Annotated in this window: 16 protein-coding genes; 2 read left to right on the forward strand and 14 right to left on the reverse strand. The window is 44.7% G+C overall.

What is annotated here, in order from left to right:
* Positions 1-220: 220 nt before the first annotated feature.
* From BCU07_RS08240 to yceD, 13 genes are all read right to left on the reverse strand, one after another.
* Positions 221-988 carry a TatD family hydrolase gene (locus BCU07_RS08240; protein ID WP_017063483.1) on the reverse strand — a complete coding sequence of 256 codons (768 nt, stop codon included), beginning with the start codon at positions 986-988 and terminating at the stop codon, positions 221-223.
* Positions 979-1,944, reverse strand: a complete 966-nt coding sequence (locus tag BCU07_RS08245; protein ID WP_017062147.1) for a DNA polymerase III subunit delta' — start codon at positions 1,942-1,944, stop codon at positions 979-981. The genes BCU07_RS08240 and BCU07_RS08245 overlap by 10 nt, the downstream gene beginning before the upstream one ends.
* A gap of 6 nt (positions 1,945-1,950) precedes the next feature.
* The gene (gene tmk / locus BCU07_RS08250; RefSeq protein WP_017062148.1) at positions 1,951-2,583 is read right to left on the reverse strand and encodes a dTMP kinase; all 633 of its coding nucleotides are present in this window, start codon (positions 2,581-2,583) and stop codon (positions 1,951-1,953) included.
* Between the two features lie 10 nt (positions 2,584-2,593).
* Positions 2,594-3,610: an endolytic transglycosylase MltG gene (gene mltG / locus BCU07_RS08255; protein WP_102427872.1), complete on the reverse strand. Its 1,017-nt coding sequence runs from the start codon at positions 3,608-3,610 to the stop codon at positions 2,594-2,596.
* On the reverse strand, positions 3,607-4,485 hold the full coding sequence (gene pabC / locus BCU07_RS08260; protein WP_017062150.1) for an aminodeoxychorismate lyase: 879 nt from the start codon (positions 4,483-4,485) through the stop codon (positions 3,607-3,609). Before pabC ends, mltG begins: the two co-directional genes overlap by 4 nt.
* Positions 4,486-4,589: 104 nt before the next feature.
* On the reverse strand, positions 4,590-5,834 hold the full coding sequence (gene fabF, locus BCU07_RS08265; protein ID WP_010437291.1) for a beta-ketoacyl-ACP synthase II: 1,245 nt from the start codon (positions 5,832-5,834) through the stop codon (positions 4,590-4,592).
* Positions 5,835-5,927: 93 nt separating this feature from the next.
* Positions 5,928-6,161 (reverse strand): acyl carrier protein, encoded by a 234-nt coding sequence (gene acpP / locus BCU07_RS08270; protein ID WP_004737381.1) that lies wholly within the window; start codon positions 6,159-6,161, stop codon positions 5,928-5,930.
* 166 nt (positions 6,162-6,327) lie between these two features.
* Entirely contained in the window at positions 6,328-7,062 is a 735-nt protein-coding gene (fabG, locus tag BCU07_RS08275) for a 3-oxoacyl-ACP reductase FabG (protein WP_029235138.1), read from the reverse strand.
* Positions 7,063-7,087: 25 nt separating this feature from the next.
* Positions 7,088-8,011 (reverse strand): ACP S-malonyltransferase, encoded by a 924-nt coding sequence (gene fabD / locus BCU07_RS08280; protein WP_017063479.1) that lies wholly within the window; start codon positions 8,009-8,011, stop codon positions 7,088-7,090.
* A gap of 80 nt (positions 8,012-8,091) precedes the next feature.
* Complete coding sequence (locus BCU07_RS08285) at positions 8,092-9,042, reverse strand: beta-ketoacyl-ACP synthase III (RefSeq protein WP_017054985.1); 951 nt, start codon at positions 9,040-9,042, stop codon at positions 8,092-8,094.
* 5 nt (positions 9,043-9,047) lie between these two features.
* The gene (plsX, locus tag BCU07_RS08290; RefSeq protein WP_017062152.1) at positions 9,048-10,073 is read right to left on the reverse strand and encodes a phosphate acyltransferase PlsX; all 1,026 of its coding nucleotides are present in this window, start codon (positions 10,071-10,073) and stop codon (positions 9,048-9,050) included.
* 9 nt (positions 10,074-10,082) lie between these two features.
* Entirely contained in the window at positions 10,083-10,253 is a 171-nt protein-coding gene (gene rpmF, locus BCU07_RS08295) for a 50S ribosomal protein L32 (RefSeq protein WP_004737376.1), read from the reverse strand.
* A 35-nt stretch (positions 10,254-10,288) separates the two neighbouring features.
* The gene (gene yceD, locus BCU07_RS08300; RefSeq protein WP_017062153.1) at positions 10,289-10,816 is read right to left on the reverse strand and encodes a 23S rRNA accumulation protein YceD; all 528 of its coding nucleotides are present in this window, start codon (positions 10,814-10,816) and stop codon (positions 10,289-10,291) included.
* Positions 10,817-10,965: 149 nt separating this feature from the next.
* On the opposite strand from yceD, the gene BCU07_RS08305 reads away from it, so the two are divergent.
* Complete coding sequence (locus BCU07_RS08305; RefSeq protein ID WP_017067204.1) at positions 10,966-11,547, forward strand: Maf family protein; 582 nt, start codon at positions 10,966-10,968, stop codon at positions 11,545-11,547.
* A 294-nt stretch (positions 11,548-11,841) separates the two neighbouring features.
* Here the strand turns inward: BCU07_RS08305 and rluC are convergent, their stop codons facing one another.
* Positions 11,842-12,786 (reverse strand): 23S rRNA pseudouridine(955/2504/2580) synthase RluC, encoded by a 945-nt coding sequence (gene rluC, locus BCU07_RS08310; protein WP_017054981.1) that lies wholly within the window; start codon positions 12,784-12,786, stop codon positions 11,842-11,844.
* Positions 12,787-13,404: 618 nt separating this feature from the next.
* Here rluC and rne point away from each other — a divergent pair.
* Positions 13,405-16,539, forward strand: a complete 3,135-nt coding sequence (gene rne / locus BCU07_RS08315; RefSeq protein WP_102427873.1) for a ribonuclease E — start codon at positions 13,405-13,407, stop codon at positions 16,537-16,539.
* Positions 16,540-16,656 lie beyond the last annotated feature (117 nt).

Below are 16,656 nucleotides of genomic sequence, written 5' to 3' on the forward strand. Positions count from 1 at the left end.
TTTAATGCATTGAAATATATAAGTATTTTTCAAGAGCCCTATTATTTTACTGGGTAAATAAAATAGGAGCGAATGTTATTTTTAGTAACAAAATTACAAATGTTATAATTAGCGCTCTCAAGTTCAACATAATTCGTAAACATTAAAAAAAAACGTATTTTTGGTGATCAAAAACACAAAAAGGGAGCTTTTGCTCCCTTTTATTTGTTTACTTAGATTTTTATCGCAAAAAAAGTTTTTGGTAATTTTTGGTCGTTTGTTCGGCAACCTCTTTCATCGACACACCTTTTAATTGCGCAATGTAGGCCGCCACTTCGACGACATATGCAGGCTGATTCTGCTTTCCACGATATGGAATGGGCGCCAAGTATGGAGAATCCGTCTCGATCAGCAACCTGTTTAGCGGTAGGTTTTTAACAACTTCTTTAAGTTCTGTAGCCTGCTTAAAGGTCACAATGCCTGAAATTGAGATATAGAAACCTAGTTCCATTGCTGCTTCTGCGAATGCTTGATCTTCGGTAAAGCAGTGAATCACACCGCCACACTTCTCAGCTCCGCCATCACGTAAAATAGCTAATGTGTCTTCACGTGCGTTACGAGTGTGAATGATCAAAGGTTTATTCAGCTCAACGGCTAACTCAACATGCTGCTTAAATCGTAGCTGTTGCAGCTCCGCCGTCTCTGGTTGGTAGTGATAATCTAAACCTGTCTCTCCAATCGCCACAACCTTAGGGTTGCTCGCGTATTCACGCATTGTCTCTAGGCTGAAATCACTTTCAACATCGAGAGGGTGAACGCCACAAGAGGCTTTAACGTTATCAAACGGCGAGATCATCTCGAGCATATTTTCAAACGAATCGAGTGTCACACCGACAGAAAGCAATTGGTCTACATTAGCAGCCTTCGCCTTGTTAACCACATCTTCTACGCTGGTGTGTAAATCTTGGTAATCCAGTTTGTCTAAATGACAGTGGGAATCTACGAACATGTTTCCTCGCAAGTGGCTATCAGCCAATTCATTATGAGTAGCTCCGTATTGAGCCCAGGGTGTTGCTTTAACTGCTCAATCAATGTCAGCAGTTTATTCGATGCTGCATAAGCACTTTGATAAGACATCGCCTCACACAGTGCTTTCGCACTCGGAGTGAAAGCCTGATTCGCCAAACCAAAATGCAGCTTCTGTACATCTGACAATAGATGCCAAAGCCAGCCAAGTTGAATCAAAGGGTCTTTGCTAAGCTCTGTAGAGAACTTTAGCATGTCAGGTTGAGTGCCTTTTATCACATTCACAAAGCCATCGAGCGCTTTTGTTGAAGCTTCAACGCCACCTTGCTCAAACATCGCTTTTGCTTTTAAAGGCGCGTTGTCATTGAGTGCTAAAATATACTGCGGTACCGCTTTGCCCACTTCACCATCTAACCACGCTGATGCTGTCTCTAACTGCGGACTAACCACATTGAATTGCTGACAACGGCTAATAATAGTCGGCATTAAGCGATTACTGTTACGAGTAGACAGAATGAAGATGCACTTGCTTGATGGCTCTTCCAGAGTTTTCAATAGTGCGTTGGAAGCCGATTCGTTCATTGCTTCAGCAGGGTTAAGCAAAATAACGCGCAAACCACCTAACTGAGAAGACTCTTGAGCCCAGCGGTTACTGGCACGCACTTGATCAACCGTGATCGACTTACCTTCTTTCTCGGGTGAGATCACATGAAAATCAGGATGACTGCCCGACTTCATTAACTCACAGCTGTGGCAAAACCCGCACGACTCGCTTTCATAGTTCGTGCACATCAATGCGTCGGTAAGTTGGCTAATCAAAGCATCAACGCCGAGCCCTTCCGGTGCATTAACAATCACAGAGTTAGGAAAACGCTCCGCATCGAGACTTTTTTTCCACTCACTCCATACCGGTGTGAGCCAAGAATACACTTCAGCCATGACTACCTACTGTTTGTCGAGCCAAGCAGTTAGCGCGACTTTAATATCAGCGGCTACTTGCTCAATTTCTTGCTGCGCGTTAATCACAAGTACAGAATCATCTTGTTCTGCAATTTCTAGATAGCGCTCACGCGTGCGGTCGAAAAATGAGATGTCCATCTTTTCAATTCTATCAAGCTCACCACGGCCTCTAGCACGCTCTAGCCCTACTCTAGGGTCTAGGTCCAAATATAGCGTTAGATCGGGTTTAAAGCCGCCTAGCGTGGTTGCTTTCAGTGATTCCATAGTCGTGCGCGCGATCTGGCGACCACCACCTTGGTATGCCTGTGAAGACATATCATGACGATCACCCAATACCCATTGACCATTGGCGAGTGCCGGCTTGATGACGTTCTCGACTAATTGAACACGTGCTGCATACATCAACAGCAATTCAGTCATGTCTTGAAGCTTCTCGCCTTCGTGCTCTTCTTTAACCAATGAACGCATTTTTTCAGCTAAGACAGTACCACCCGGCTCGCGAGTATTAACAATATCTTCAACACCCGATGCTTTTAATGTCTCAACGATGGCATTGATTGCTGTGCTTTTGCCAGCGCCTTCAAGGCCTTCAACCACGATAAATTTCGACTGATTCATAATTATTTCTTTATTTGTTTTTTCTTAATTGCTTTAAGTAAGCTCGTACTGCACGGTTATGCTCAGTCAAACTCTTTGAAAATACGTGACCGCCAGTTCCACTCGCAACGAAATACAGGTAGTTGCTCTTCTCTGGATTCAGCGCAGCATTGATAGACGCTTTGCCCGCCATTGCAATCGGCGTCGGTGGTAAACCACTCATTGTATAAGTGTTGTATGGCGTTGGAGTACGTAAGTCTTTCTTACGTATATTGCCTTTGTAACTGTCGCCCATGCCGTAGATAACCGTTGGGTCAGTTTGCAGACGCATACGCTTGTTCAAGCGATTAACGAACACAGAAGACACACGTTCACGCTCTGACGCTACTGCAGTCTCTTTCTCAATGATAGACGCAAGAATTAGCGCTTCGTATGGCGATTTAAGAGGCAGCTTATCCGCTCGATTTTCCCACTCTTCATTCACCACGCTCATTAGGTCTCGATGCGCGCGCTTCAACAAATCTAAATCAGTGGTGCCGTAGGTGTAGTGGTATGTTTCTGCTAAGAAGAGACCTTCTAGCTTTTCGTTTTCAATACCCAACTTTTCAGCGATCTCTTTTTCAGAAACGCCATCCAATGTCTGTTGAATGAATTCGTTGTCTTTTAGCTGAACAAGCCATTCGTCAAAACGACTGCCTTCAACAAAGGTAATAGTAAACTGGTGTTCTTTCCCTTCTACAAGCACCTGTAGCGCTTGCTCTAAGGTTAAACCCGGTTCAAGCAGGAAAGTACCCGCTTTTACGTCTACAAGCTCAGGATGTAACTTACGGATTAATTTCTCGTAAGGAGAAGCCTCAAACAGCCCCTCGTTAATCAACTGGGCTAGAACGCGGTTAAAGCTGCTACCTGAAGCAACAGTCACGACTTGTGGTTTTTCTAATTGAATAACTTGTTTCAGGTTATCTTGCGCTTGGTTGTAAACATAAAAACCAGCAGCACCGGCTGCAATTAAGCACAAGATAATAAAAATAAATAACTTTTTGATCACGAGTTTAGTTGTCCTTGAAGGCTACGAGTAATGGTTCCAATGTTAAATTGGGTATCACTAATACGGGTAACTGGGGCAACCCCTAAAATGGAGTTTGTCATGAAAACCTCATCAGCTTGCATGAGTTGAGATAAGCAGTAGTCACTAATTGTAACGGAAAGTTCAGCCTGATTCAGCGCGGTTAACACTTGCTTACGCATAACCCCCGCGACACCACTTTGAGTGAGTTGAGGTGTGTATATCGACTGACCTTTGCGCCAGAACAGATTGGCCATGGTGGTTTCAATCACATTGCCCGATATATCAAGAACCACGCCATCCACTTCATTAGCTTGATCCATTTCATCTTTCATCAAAATCTGCTCAAGGCGATTATTGTGCTTATGGCCAGCCAGTAGTGGGCTCAAACCTAGCGCTTGATGGCAGATACCGAGTTCAACACCGGAGTCTTGCCACGCTGAATAATGGCTTGGGTAATCAAAGGTACTGATGGTGATTGTCGGCTTGGCGATATTCTTGGTACTGTAGCCACGCCCACCCGCTCCACGACTAACGTGCAGCTTGATCCCTGCTTTTTGATTATGAGGCTTGTTGGCGTTATGGAGCTTCTTTGAACCATCAAGGCTCTTTGTGCCATGAAGAGCGTTATGTTGGATGTGTTGAAGCGCAGTATCGAGCCAAAGACTAACAACATCCCAATCAAGAGCAGAAATGCGTAGTGCTTTAAGGCACTCGTCGACACGGTGCTGATGATCGTGAAGATGTTGTATCTCACCATCACTCACGAGCATTGTCGTAAAACAGCCGTCTCCGTACTGAAACGAGCGATCCAAAATATCGATAGTTTGCTGGCTTTCTCCATCAACCCAAAACATGTTTTTCCCCATAAAAAGAAACGGCTCAATGCTAAAGCATCAAGCCGTTTAAAAACAAGTCTAATTGTGACTATCTACGAGTGTTTACGTCTTTAATAAGATGATTAAATCTTTTTGAAGATCAAACAGCCGTTTGTACCACCGAAACCGAATGAGTTACATGCAGCATATTCCATGTTGCTAACTTCACGCGCAGTGTGAGGTACTAAGTCAATATCTAAGCCTTCTTCAGGATCATCTAGGTTGATTGTTGGTGGAACAATTTGGTCAACCAGAGACATAGCCGTGATGATAGCTTCAGCAGAACCAGCAGCACCTAGAAGGTGGCCTGTCATTGATTTCGTAGAAGAAACCAATACTTGCTTGCTGCCTGCTTCGCCAAGAGCACGCTTGATGCCCTTAACTTCCGCTACGTCACCTGCAGGAGTCGAAGTACCGTGTGCGTTTACATAACCGATTTGTTCACCAGTAATGCCAGCATCACGCATAGCCGCTTCCATTGCTAGTGCGCCACCTGAGCCATCTTCACTTGGAGATGTCATGTGGTAAGCGTCACCCGACATACCGAAGCCAACTAGCTCACAGTAAATCTTAGCGCCACGAGCTTTCGCATGTTCGTACTCTTCAAGAACCATCATGCCTGCACCGTCGCCAAGAACGAAGCCATCACGGCCTTTGTCCCATGGACGAGAAGCTTTTTGAGGCTCATCGTTACGAGTAGAAAGTGCTTTAGCCGCACCAAAACCGCCCATACCTAGTGGAGTTGATGCTTTTTCAGCACCACCCGCTAGCATTGCGTCTGCATCGCCGTATGCAATCATACGAGCCGCGTGACCAATGTTATGTAGGCCAGTCGTACATGCAGTAGAAATCGCGATGTTTGGACCGCGTAGGCCACGCATGATAGACATGTGACCAGCAATCATATTCACGATCGTCGACGGTACGAAGAACGGGCTGATCTTACGAGGGCCTTTTTCAGTTAGAGCTTGGTGACCGGCTTCGATCAAACCAAGACCACCAATACCAGAACCGATAGCAACACCCACACGTGGAGCGTTTTCTTCAGTAATAGTTAGGGCTGAATCATCTAAAGCTTGAATACCTGCTGCGACGCCGTACTGGATGAACAAGTCCATCTTACGAGCATCTTTTTTAGTCATATACTCTTCGCAGTTAAAGTCTTTAACTAGACCTGCAAAACGAGTTGAGAAATTGGTTGCATCAAAATGATCGATATTAACGATACCACTTTGACCAGCTAGCAGGGCTTTCCAAGAAGATTCTACAGTGTTGCCTACCGGTGACAACATACCCATGCCAGTGACAACTACACGACGCTTGGACACGATTTTACACTCCGGGGATTGAGGTGATTTAAGATGAGGATAGATGAGTTAGATAAAACACAGGCGGTCGAGGTGACCGCCTGGGAGAGATTATTACTGAGCGCTAGTTACGTAATCGATAGCTGCTTGAACAGTAGTAATTTTCTCAGCTTCTTCATCTGGGATTTCAGTGTCAAATTCTTCTTCTAGAGCCATTACTAGCTCTACTGTGTCTAGAGAATCTGCACCTAGGTCATCAACGAAAGAAGCTTCGTTTTTAACTTCAGCTTCGTCTACACCTAGCTGTTCAACAATGATTTTCTTTACGCGTTCTTCGAGGTTGCTCATTTTTTCTTTTCCTTTACAGAGTTCGCTTTATGCGATGTTTTCCGTAGTTTATTCAATCTATTGAAAGTTGCAAGGTCAACTTTTCTGGTCAAACCACAATTTTCACGATTTTAACCGAAATTACGTATGATCTTGACTTAAATCATGCACAAATGTTGCACATAATTTACACCATGTACATACCGCCATTGACGTGAAGTGTTTCACCTGTGATATAAGCTGCCGCAGGTGACGCCAAAAATACCACAGCTTCAGCGATTTCGCGAGGGTCACCTAGTCGACCTGCTGGTACATTCGCCAAAGTTGCTGCACGTTGGTCATCATTTAGCGCTTTAGTCATGTCAGTTTCGATGAAACCAGGAGCTACAGTGTTCACTGTAACGCCACGAGACGCAACTTCACGAGCCATTGATTTAGTAAAACCAATTACGCCTGCTTTTGCAGCTGCGTAGTTAGCTTGACCAGCGTTACCCATTGTACCTACTACAGAACCAACGTTTACTATACGACCTTGACGCTTCTTCATCATGCCACGCAATACAGCTTTAGACATGCGGAAGATAGGCGTTAGGTTAGTATCGATGATGTCATTCCATTCGTCGTCTTTCATACGCATAAGTAGGTTATCACGAGTGATACCAGCGTTGTTAACTAGAATGTCAATCGCACCGAATTCATCGTTGATGGTTTTCAGTGTAGCAGCAATTGAGTCAGTATCCGTTACATTAAGAGCAAGACCTTTACCGTTCTCACCAAGGTACTCGCTGATTGCAGCTGCGCCGCCTTCAGATGTCGCAGTACCGATAACTTTAGCACCACGCTCAACTAAAAGTTCAGCGATTGCACGACCGATGCCACGGCTTGCGCCTGTAACTAGTGCAACTTTGCCTTCTAAATTCATCATAACTTCTCTATTAAGTGGTTATTTACTTAGCAGCTTCTAGTGATGCAGTGTCATTAACTGCAGCAGCTGTCATAGTTTTTACGATTCGTTTTGTTAGCCCAGTAAGAACTTTACCAGGGCCTAATTCAAGTAGCTTCTCAACGCCTTGCTCATTCATCGCTTGTACGCCTTCAGTCCAACGAACTGGGCTGTACAGCTGACGAACAAGTGCGTCTTTAATTTTTGCAGGATCTGTTTCAGCGATAACATCAACGTTATTGATAACAGGCAATGCTGGCGTGTTGAACTCTAGAGCTTCTAGAGCCACCGCTAGCTTGTCTGCTGCTGGCTTCATCAGTGCACAGTGAGACGGCACAGAAACAGGTAGCGGAAGTGCACGCTTAGCGCCCGCTTCTTTACAAAGTGCACCAGCACGCTCTACTGCCGCTTTGTTACCCGCGATAACAACTTGGCCAGGAGAGTTAAAGTTAACTGGAGACACAACTTCGTCTTGCGCAGCTTCTTCACACGCTTTAGCAATCGCTTCATCGTCTAGACCGATGATTGCGTACATTGCACCAACACCTGCAGGAACCGCTTCTTGCATCAGTTGACCACGTAGTTCAACCAGCTTGATCGCTTCTTTAAAGTCGATAACGCCGGCACATACAAGTGCAGAATATTCACCTAGGCTGTGACCTGCTAGATTTACAGGTTGCTCTAGGCCAAGCTCTTGCCATACACGCCAAATTGCAACAGACGCTGTTAATAGAGCCGGTTGAGTGCGAAAAGTTTCATTTAGATTTTCTACAGGACCATCTTGAACCAATGCCCATAGATCGTAACCAAGTGCTTCTGAAGCTTCAGCAAATGTCTTTTTAACAACATCATACTGTTCGCCTAGGTCAGCAAGCATACCGATAGCTTGAGAGCCTTGGCCTGGGAATACGATAGCAAATTTGCTCATTGTAATTTTCCTTTAAGCAAAGCAAAAAATTGAATAAGGCACATAAGTTATGTGCCTTGTTTGTTGATTATCGCTTGGGGTTAGAATTTAACTAACGCAGAACCCCAAGTGAAGCCGCCGCCAAATGCTTCAAGTAGAAGCGTTTGACCACGTTTAATTCGCCCGTCGCGAACAGCCTCATCAAGGGCCGTTGGTACGGTAGCTGCCGACGTATTGCCATGCTTATCAAGAGTAATCACAACTTGGTCAAGCGACATCGTCAGCTTTTTAGCGGTTGCCGAGATAATACGGTAATTCGCTTGGTGTGGAACTAACCAATCAAGCTCTGACTTATCCATATTGTTCGCCGCTAATGTGTCTTTAACTAGCTTAGAAAGCTGAGTTACCGCCACTTTAAATACTTCGTTGCCCGCCATGTGCAGCCATTTGTCTGCATCACCGCCACGCTCTGGTACTTCTAAGCTTAGAAGCTCACCGTATTTACCGTCAGAGTAAATATGAGTAGACAAAATACCTGGCTCTTCGCTTGCGCCTACAACCACCGCGCCTGCTGCATCACCAAATAGGATGATAGTAGAGCGGTCAGTCGGATCACAGGTTTTTGACAGTGCATCCGCACCAATTACCAAAACGTTCTTACACATGCCAGTCTTGATGTGTTGATCAGCAACAGACAGTGCGTAGACAAAACCAGAACACGCTGCAGCCAAATCAAACGCAGGGCAGCCTTTGATACCAAGCTTGCCTTGTACCTGACATGCCGAAGACGGGAATGTGTGGCTACTGCTGGTTGTCGCAACGATGATTAAATCAATCTCTTCTTTGTCGATACCTGCCATTTCAATGGCATTTTCAGCAGCGTAAAACGCCATATCAGCAACGGTTTCGTTTTCCGCTGAAATACGACGCTCTTTAATACCCGTTCTAGCAACGATCCACTCATCGCTAGTCTCTACCATTTTCTCTAAGTCTGCGTTAGTACGCACCTGAGATGGCAAGTAGCTGCCAGTACCTAAAATTTTGCTATACATGAAGACTAATAATGCCTCTCGAGTAAAACCGCTTCCAAACGATCGCTAATGCGGCTGGGGACTTGTCGTTTGACCTCGTGTACTGCTTCACCAATCGCGTTGACGACTGCAGACACATCAGCACTTCCATGACTTTTAATGACAATGCCGCGCAATCCTAACAAACTTGCGCCGTTATACTGGTCGGGGTTCAAGGTTTTTAATTCAGTAAATAGCTCAGAAAACAGCATTCTGGCTATCCAACCCTTTATTGTTGAAGCCATCATGCGCGTTTTTAGCTTATCAATAAAGAGCTGAGCCGTACCTTCGCACGTTTTTAAGCAGACATTGCCCACAAAACCATCACATACGACGACATCAGCAGCATCTTGAAGTAATTGATTACCTTCAATATAGCCTATGAAGTTCACAGACTGGGTATTAGACAACATTTCAGCGCATCGTTTTACAAGGTCATTGCCTTTAATTTCTTCTGCACCGATATTCAAGATAGCGACACGTGGTGCGCGACCTAAATGTTGTTCTGCTAATGCACTGCCCATGACAGCAAACTGAAAGAGTGAATCTGCGTCACTAGAAACGTTCGCCCCTAAATCAAGCATCCATGTGCGATTTCCGGATGCAGTAGGCAAAGCTGAAACCAATGCAGGCCTATCAATACCGGGAAGAAGCTTGAGTCTGAAACGGGATAAAGCCATCAGTGCGCCAGTGTTACCACCACTCACACAAGCATCAGCCTGTGATTCGGCAACCAGATCGATAGCGGCACGCATAGAGCTACCCTGACTATTACGTAAGGCTAGTGAAGGTTTTTCAGAATTGGAAATGACTCGATCACAATGCTGGATACTCAAACGAGAATCAGGCATTCGACCTAATGAAGATAATTGAGATGTGATCGCGTTTCGATCACCTATTAGAATGACTTTTAGCTCTGGGAAATACGACAGTGCCTGCACGGCGGCAGGCACTGTTACACGAGGACCGAAGTCCCCGCCCATTGCATCAAGCGCAACGGTTAGATTTTGCAAAGGTCAACCTTACTTGTTGATAACCTTTTTGCCGCGGTAGAAACCTTCGGCAGTCACGTTGTGACGTAGGTGAGTTTCACCTGAAGTTGCGTCTACAGAAAGTGCAGCTGTAGTTAGCGCATCGTGTGAACGACGCATGCCACGCATTGAACGTGATTTCTTGCTCTTTTGTACGGCCATTGACCCTACTCCTATGTAAATTCTTAAAGAAGCAATTACTTCTTTAAGCTTTTTAAAACATCAAATGGATTCGGCTTTTTGTCTTCCTCAATTTCTTCAGGAAGTTCACCAAACACCAAGTTATTTGAGTTAACGCTACATTTCGCATCGTCGTGCATTGCTATTTGTGGCAATCCAAGGATGAACTCGTCTTCAACTAATTGAATCAGGTCTAACTCACCGTACTCGTTCAGATCTACCAAATCGTACTCTTCCGGTGCTTCCTCTTCACTTTTCTCACTGTAAACAGGAGTATAAGTAAATTGGACATCGCACTCATGTGCGAAAACCTCATTACAACGTTGACACTCTAAATCGACTTCGACGTTAGCTTTACCAGAGATAACGACTAATCGTTGTTCATCAAGCCCAAATGACATTGAGACTTGCGCGTCACGTTTTACGCCTTCAGTTGCTTCAGTTAAACGCTTCAAAAGACTGACCTGAATGATACCATCCATATCGAGTCGTTTTTGAGCCGTTCTTGCCGGATCAACTGTACGCGGTATTTTTTCCTTTTGCATAGGGCGCGAATCTTATCTTCCAAATCGTGTTTAGTCAAAGGAAATGGCAAAAAAAATGTACTTTCCTGCCTTTCCTATTCAGAGCATTATGAATAGCAGGACAAGTTACGTTATCCTGAGATAAATGCTTCCTTGAATTGTAAATTAAAATGAGAAATTACCAACTAGTTTTAGCCTCTACATCACCATTTAGGCAAGAGATCCTCAAAAAACTACAGTTAAGCTTCATTACAGCCAAGCCAGACTGCGATGAAACGCCGCTTCCAGAAGAGACACCACAACAGTTGGTGATGCGCCTTGCTGAGACCAAAGCTAAGTCTTGTGTTGTGGAGCAACCTAGCTTAGTCATCGGTTCTGATCAGGTTTGTGTGATTGATGGAGAGATCATAGGTAAGCCTCACACTCGAGAAAAAGCGATCGAGCAGTTATCTCGTCAAAGCGGCAAGAGCATTACTTTTTATACTGGGCTTTCGGTTTGGAACAACGAAACCAATGAAGCTGACACACGTCTCGACACCTTTGTAGTGCATTTCCGCGATTTAACTAAGCAACAGATCATTAGTTATGTTGAAAAAGAGCAGCCTTATTACTGCGCAGGTAGCTTTATGTGTGAGGGGTTAGGCATCGCGTTGTTTAAACAGATGGAAGGGAAAGACCCAAATACTTTGATCGGCTTACCGCTGATCGATCTAGTCGATATGTTAGAAGCGCAAGGAATGGGTGTACTATAACGGATACGCTCTCTTTGTTAGAGATTCCCTACTCCTTCCTTCGTCAGTCTAGGGAATGGCGGAACACGCAATTTTATCTAACCAACTAATGATATAGAGCGTGATTTTAAAAAGTCGTCATCCTCAAGGGCGAGGAACGAGCGACTTGGGGATCTTCTACAACAGATGAAAACAAAAAAGGTTGACGATATTCGTCAACCTTTCTCATTTATGGATACTGAAGAACAAATTTAGAGGCACTCTATACCTTCGTATCTCGTATCTCGTATCTCGTATCTCGTATCTCGTATCTTCTTAAAGCTTACGTAAACCAGTTAGGGCTTTCTCTAGCCTTCTTTCCATTGGCGCCGAGATATCCATCTTCTCTTCACTACCTGGGTGTGTGAACTTGATGTTTGCTGCATGTAGGAACAGACGATCAAGACCAACCTTACCCGTGTAAGCATCAAAACGACGATCACCGTAGCGATCATCCCAAGCAATTGGGTGACCAGTATACTGAGCGTGCACACGAATTTGGTGTGTTCGGCCTGTAATTGGGCTTGCTTGAATCAACGTCGCCTCTTGGAATTTTTCTAAAACCTTAAAACGGGTTTCAGAAGCTTTACCATTCGGGTTAACTCGAACAATGCTGTTCACTTCATTTTTCAACAAAGGTGCGTTGACGACTTTGCAGCTGTTCTTCCATTCGCCCATAACTAAAGCGAAGTAGTATTTTTGAACCGTTTTTTCACGGAACTGTGCTTGAAGGTGTCTTAGCGCCGAGCGCTTCTTAGCAACAAGCAAAATGCCAGACGTATCTCTATCGATACGGTGCACTAATTCAAGAAAACGAGCATCAGGGCGAAGAGCACGTAATGCTTCAATCGCGCCAAATTTTAATCCGCTACCACCATGAACAGCAGTGCCAGACGGTTTGTTAAGAATTAGCATGTGATCATCTTCATAAATGATGCACTGTTCTAATTCTGAAACCTTGTTGAGTTTCGTGCTCGGCACGTTCTCTTCTGTTTTCTCTTCAATAGTAACCGGAGGGATACGAACTAAATCGCCAGCTTTTAGTTTGTACTCAGCCTTAATGCGTTTTTTATTTACGCGGACTTCGCCTTTACGCACGATTCGGTAAATCATGCTTTTCGGGATGTTTTTTAATTGGTTGCGTAAGAAGTTATCAATACGCTGACCAGCCATATCTTCGTCAATGTCGACGAATTGGACTTGGGTTCTAATTTCGCTCATTGCGCTATTGTATCACTGTCACTTTTGATAATTGATATTTTCTTAGCCCTATTCCGAACTTATTTATCCCTAATCCTTACCGATCTATCCCAAAATGGTCATTGAAGTTCTATATTTCTTTGATTCTTCGAACAAAAAAGCATCAAGATTCCTGCAAATTAAAATATCAATTGATAAATTATTTATAGACAGTGAGTTAGAGCTATCAAAACCCAAACAAAAACTGTTTTTTTTACAGCATTCCGACAAAGCAGATTGCTGTGTTTACCGACCGCTGCTATAGTTCACAGCTGCTATCAGTGGTTTGACTATTATTTAAACAGTTAACCATTCATAAGCAAGTAAATGAGTAGATAACTCAGATTAGACAGTGCTGCAATCGGCGTAAGACACGGTCAACTGAGTTCCTTATCGCTCTACTCACGTACACTCATGTTGAGTATTCACCGCCACATCGCGGATCATAGGCTAACTCCCTATGATGACTGACGTGCCCCAGAGCATCCCTCTCCAGCCGGGAGGCTGCACCGATAAAGCCATGGGATCTGGCACCATGAGAAACGAAATAAAGCGATAAGAACAATGATGAAAATAAGAAAAGACAATGAGAATTTCTAAATGAAAAGAATGTTAATTAACGCAACTCAAAAAGAAGAGTTGCGTGTCGCTTTGGTTGATGGCCAACGACTGTTCGATCTAGATATCGAAAGTCCAGGTCACGAGTCAAAGAAAGCGAATATCTACAAAGGACGTATTACCCGTATTGAACCAAGCCTAGAAGCGGCATTCGTTGATTACGGCGCAGAACGTCACGGTTTCCTCCCTCTTAAAGAAATTGCCCGCGAATACTTCCCTGAAGGTTATACATACCAAGGCCGTCCTAGCATTAAAGAAGTGCTAAAAGAAGGCCAAGAAGTAATCGTACAAGTAGAGAAAGAAGAACGTGGTAGCAAAGGTGCTGCACTGACAACTTTCATCTCTTTGGCTGGTAGTTACTTAGTTCTTATGCCTAATAACCCTCGTGCTGGCGGTATTTCTCGTCGTATCGAAGGTGATGAACGCACTCAACTGAAAGCAGCATTAAGCACTCTTGAGCTTCCTCAAGGTATGGGCTTAATCGTGCGTACAGCGGGTGTTGGCAAAAGCGCAGAAGAGCTAGAGTGGGACCTGAATGTTCTATTGAACCATTGGGGCGCTATCAAGCAAGCTTCTGATTCAAATGCAGCTCCTTTCCTAATTCACCAAGAGAGTAACGTTATTGTTCGCGCAATTCGTGACTACCTACGTCGTGATATTGGCGAGATTCTAATCGACAGCAATACTATTTTTGAACGTGCACAAGCGCACATTCAATTAATACGCCCAGATTTCATGAATCGCGTTAAGAAATACGATGGTGAAGTGCCACTATTCAGCCATTACCAGATTGAAAGCCAGATCGAATCTGCTTTCCAACGTGAAGTTCGTCTTCCATCTGGTGGTTCTATCGTAATCGACCCAACAGAAGCACTGACTTCTATCGATATCAACTCTGCTCGTGCAACAAAGGGCGGCGATATTGAAGAAACAGCACTTAACACTAACCTAGAAGCTGCCGATGAAATTGCACGTCAATTACGTCTACGTGACCTAGGTGGTCTTGTTGTAATCGACTTTATCGATATGACCCCGGTTCGCCACCAACGCGAAGTAGAAAGCCGTCTACGTGATGCCGTTCGTTTAGATCGCGCACGTGTTCAGATTGGTCGTATTTCTCGCTTTGGTCTTCTAGAGATGTCTCGTCAACGTTTGAGCCCATCACTAGCAGAAGCAAGCCACCACATTTGTCCTCGTTGTACAGGTACTGGTGTTGTTCGTGATAACGAATCTCTAGCACTTTCTGTTCTACGTTTGATTGAAGAAGAAGCTCTAAAAGACAACACAGCACAAGTACTTGCTGTTGTGCCTGTTCCAATCGCTTCTTACCTTCTGAACGAAAAACGTCGCTCAGTAAACCACATCGAGAAGAACCAAGAAGTTAAGATCACTGTTGTTCCTAACTCAGACATGGAAACGCCGCATTTTGAGGTTATCCGTGTTCGTGAAGGTGAAGAGTTCGATCTACTATCTTACTTGCTGCCTAACAAGCTAGAAGCTCTAAAAGAAGCGGAAAGCAAAGAGCCTGCTGAACAGACTATTCGTCCTAAGAAGATCGAAGAACCTGCTCTGAAAGGCTTCGCAGCTCCTGCTCAATCAGCACCAACTCCTGCTCCAGCACCTAAAGCTGTAGAAGAGAAGAAAGCTGAACCAGCAGCGACTCAAGAACCAGGCCTAATTGGTCGTTTCTTCAAAGCTATCGGTAGCTTCTTATTTGGCTCTTCAACTCAAGAAGAGAAAAAAGAAGAAGAGAAGAAAGAAGAAGAAAAACCTAAAAACAATCGTAACAACGGCAACCGTCAACGCCGTGATCGTAACGATAACCGTCGTCGTAACCAACGTGGTGAGCGTGGCGAACAGCGTAACGACCGTGGTGAACGTGGTGACAATCGTAACGAAAACCGTGACAACAAACGCCGCCGTAAGCCAGCTCGTGATGAGAAGCCTGAAGAGCAAAAAGAAGCAGCTCCACAGCAAACTCGTCAGCCTCGCAAGCCTAAGCAAGACCGTCGCAACAAGCCACGTGATGAGCAGAAGCAACGCGAAGAGCAAGCACCATCTAAATTAGCAGAAGAAGGTCTACAGCTAGCAGCAGAAGCACAAGCTGGTAAACCGGAAGCGCCTAAGGCTAAACCTGAAGCGAAAGCAGCTAAGATTAAAGAGCGTCGTCAGCGTCGTAAACTGAACAAGCAAGTTCGTGTTAAAGACCAACAAGCTCAAGCTGAAGATAACGCTTCAAAAGAGCAGGTTGCTGCTAAAGAACTATCTGTTTCAAAAGAACAGTCAGTAGCTCAAGAGCAAAAAGTTGCGGAACAAGTAGAAGCAACTCAAGCGAATGCAGAGCAAACTGAACAGGAAGAGCCGAAACAACGTCGTAACCGTCGTTCTCCACGTCACCTACGTGCAAGTGGTCAACGTCGTCGTCGCGGTCGTGATCGTCGCCCTAACCCATTCCGCCTACGTAAAGGTGGTGTAGCTTCTCCAGAGATGGCTATGGGTAAAGTGATGCCTCGCTTCATTCCAAAACCTCACCACAAGCAGGCAAAGCCTGAAGTGGCTGAAGTTCAAGTAGCAGCTGAAGCTCAAACATCTGTTCAAGAGCAGAATGTTGCTCTAGAGACGGCACCACAAAGCAACGTAGCAATGACTGGCGGCTTCGCATGTCCAGAGCTTGCAATGGGTAAAGTTATCATCCGTCGTGAAGATGCTGCTGTTGAAGCTCAAGTAGCTGAGACTCCTGCTGTAGTTGAAGCTCCTGCAGTCGTTGAAGAAGCACCAGTGGTTGCAGAAGCGACGAAAGTTGAAGCGCCTGTTGTAGCAGAAGCTGTGCAAGCAGAAGCAACACCAGTTGTTGAAGCTGAAGCGCCTAAAGCTGAAAGTGCAAAAGTTGAAGAAGCACCTGTTGTTAAAGCAGAAGCTCCTAAAGCGGCACCAAAGGCAGCTGTTGCTAAGAAGCAAGCCGGTTCACCAATGACTAAAGCTCCTGGTCCTCAAGAGATCAAAGAGATTGAAGTGATTGCAGCTCCGTTCCGCACTGAACGTTTTGTATCGAAAGGTGCAGGCAGTCAGGCAGCGTCGAACAAAGCTGGCGCGGCGATGACTAAGCCAAACTACTAGTGATTACTGATAGGTAATCGCGAGTAAATAGAATCAAAGGCTGCTTATTAAAGCAGCCTTTTTCATATCTACTAATCGAATAAAAATTAACAGATATATTACTCAAAGTTAGGTTCA

It is taken from the genome of Vibrio sp. 10N.261.54.E10, assembly GCF_002877735.2.
Classification (GTDB): Bacteria; Pseudomonadota; Gammaproteobacteria; order Enterobacterales; family Vibrionaceae; genus Vibrio; species Vibrio crassostreae_C.

What these genes read in the sequence shown, in the direction of transcription:
- BCU07_RS08240 (WP_017063483.1), bottom strand. Translation starts at nt 988, where the DNA reads ATGTTCGTAGATTCCCACTGTCATTTAGACAAACTGGATTACCAAGAT.
- BCU07_RS08245 (WP_017062147.1), bottom strand. Translation starts at nt 1,944, where the DNA reads ATGGCTGAAGTGTATTCTTGGCTCACACCGGTATGGAGTGAGTGGAAA.
- tmk (WP_017062148.1), bottom strand. Translation starts at nt 2,583, where the DNA reads ATGAATCAGTCGAAATTTATCGTGGTTGAAGGCCTTGAAGGCGCTGGC.
- pabC (WP_017062150.1), bottom strand. Translation starts at nt 4,485, where the DNA reads ATGTTTTGGGTTGATGGAGAAAGCCAGCAAACTATCGATATTTTGGAT.
- acpP (WP_004737381.1), bottom strand. Translation starts at nt 6,161, where the DNA reads ATGAGCAACCTCGAAGAACGCGTAAAGAAAATCATTGTTGAACAGCTA.
- fabG (WP_029235138.1), bottom strand. Translation starts at nt 7,062, where the DNA reads ATGAATTTAGAAGGCAAAGTTGCACTAGTTACAGGCGCAAGCCGTGGC.
- fabD (WP_017063479.1), bottom strand. Translation starts at nt 8,011, where the DNA reads ATGAGCAAATTTGCTATCGTATTCCCAGGCCAAGGCTCTCAAGCTATC.
- BCU07_RS08285 (WP_017054985.1), bottom strand. Translation starts at nt 9,042, where the DNA reads ATGTATAGCAAAATTTTAGGTACTGGCAGCTACTTGCCATCTCAGGTG.
- rpmF (WP_004737376.1), bottom strand. Translation starts at nt 10,253, where the DNA reads ATGGCCGTACAAAAGAGCAAGAAATCACGTTCAATGCGTGGCATGCGT.
- yceD (WP_017062153.1), bottom strand. Translation starts at nt 10,816, where the DNA reads ATGCAAAAGGAAAAAATACCGCGTACAGTTGATCCGGCAAGAACGGCT.
- BCU07_RS08305 (WP_017067204.1), top strand. Translation starts at nt 10,966, where the DNA reads ATGAGAAATTACCAACTAGTTTTAGCCTCTACATCACCATTTAGGCAA.
- rluC (WP_017054981.1), bottom strand. Translation starts at nt 12,786, where the DNA reads ATGAGCGAAATTAGAACCCAAGTCCAATTCGTCGACATTGACGAAGAT.
- rne (WP_102427873.1), top strand. Translation starts at nt 13,405, where the DNA reads ATGAAAAGAATGTTAATTAACGCAACTCAAAAAGAAGAGTTGCGTGTC.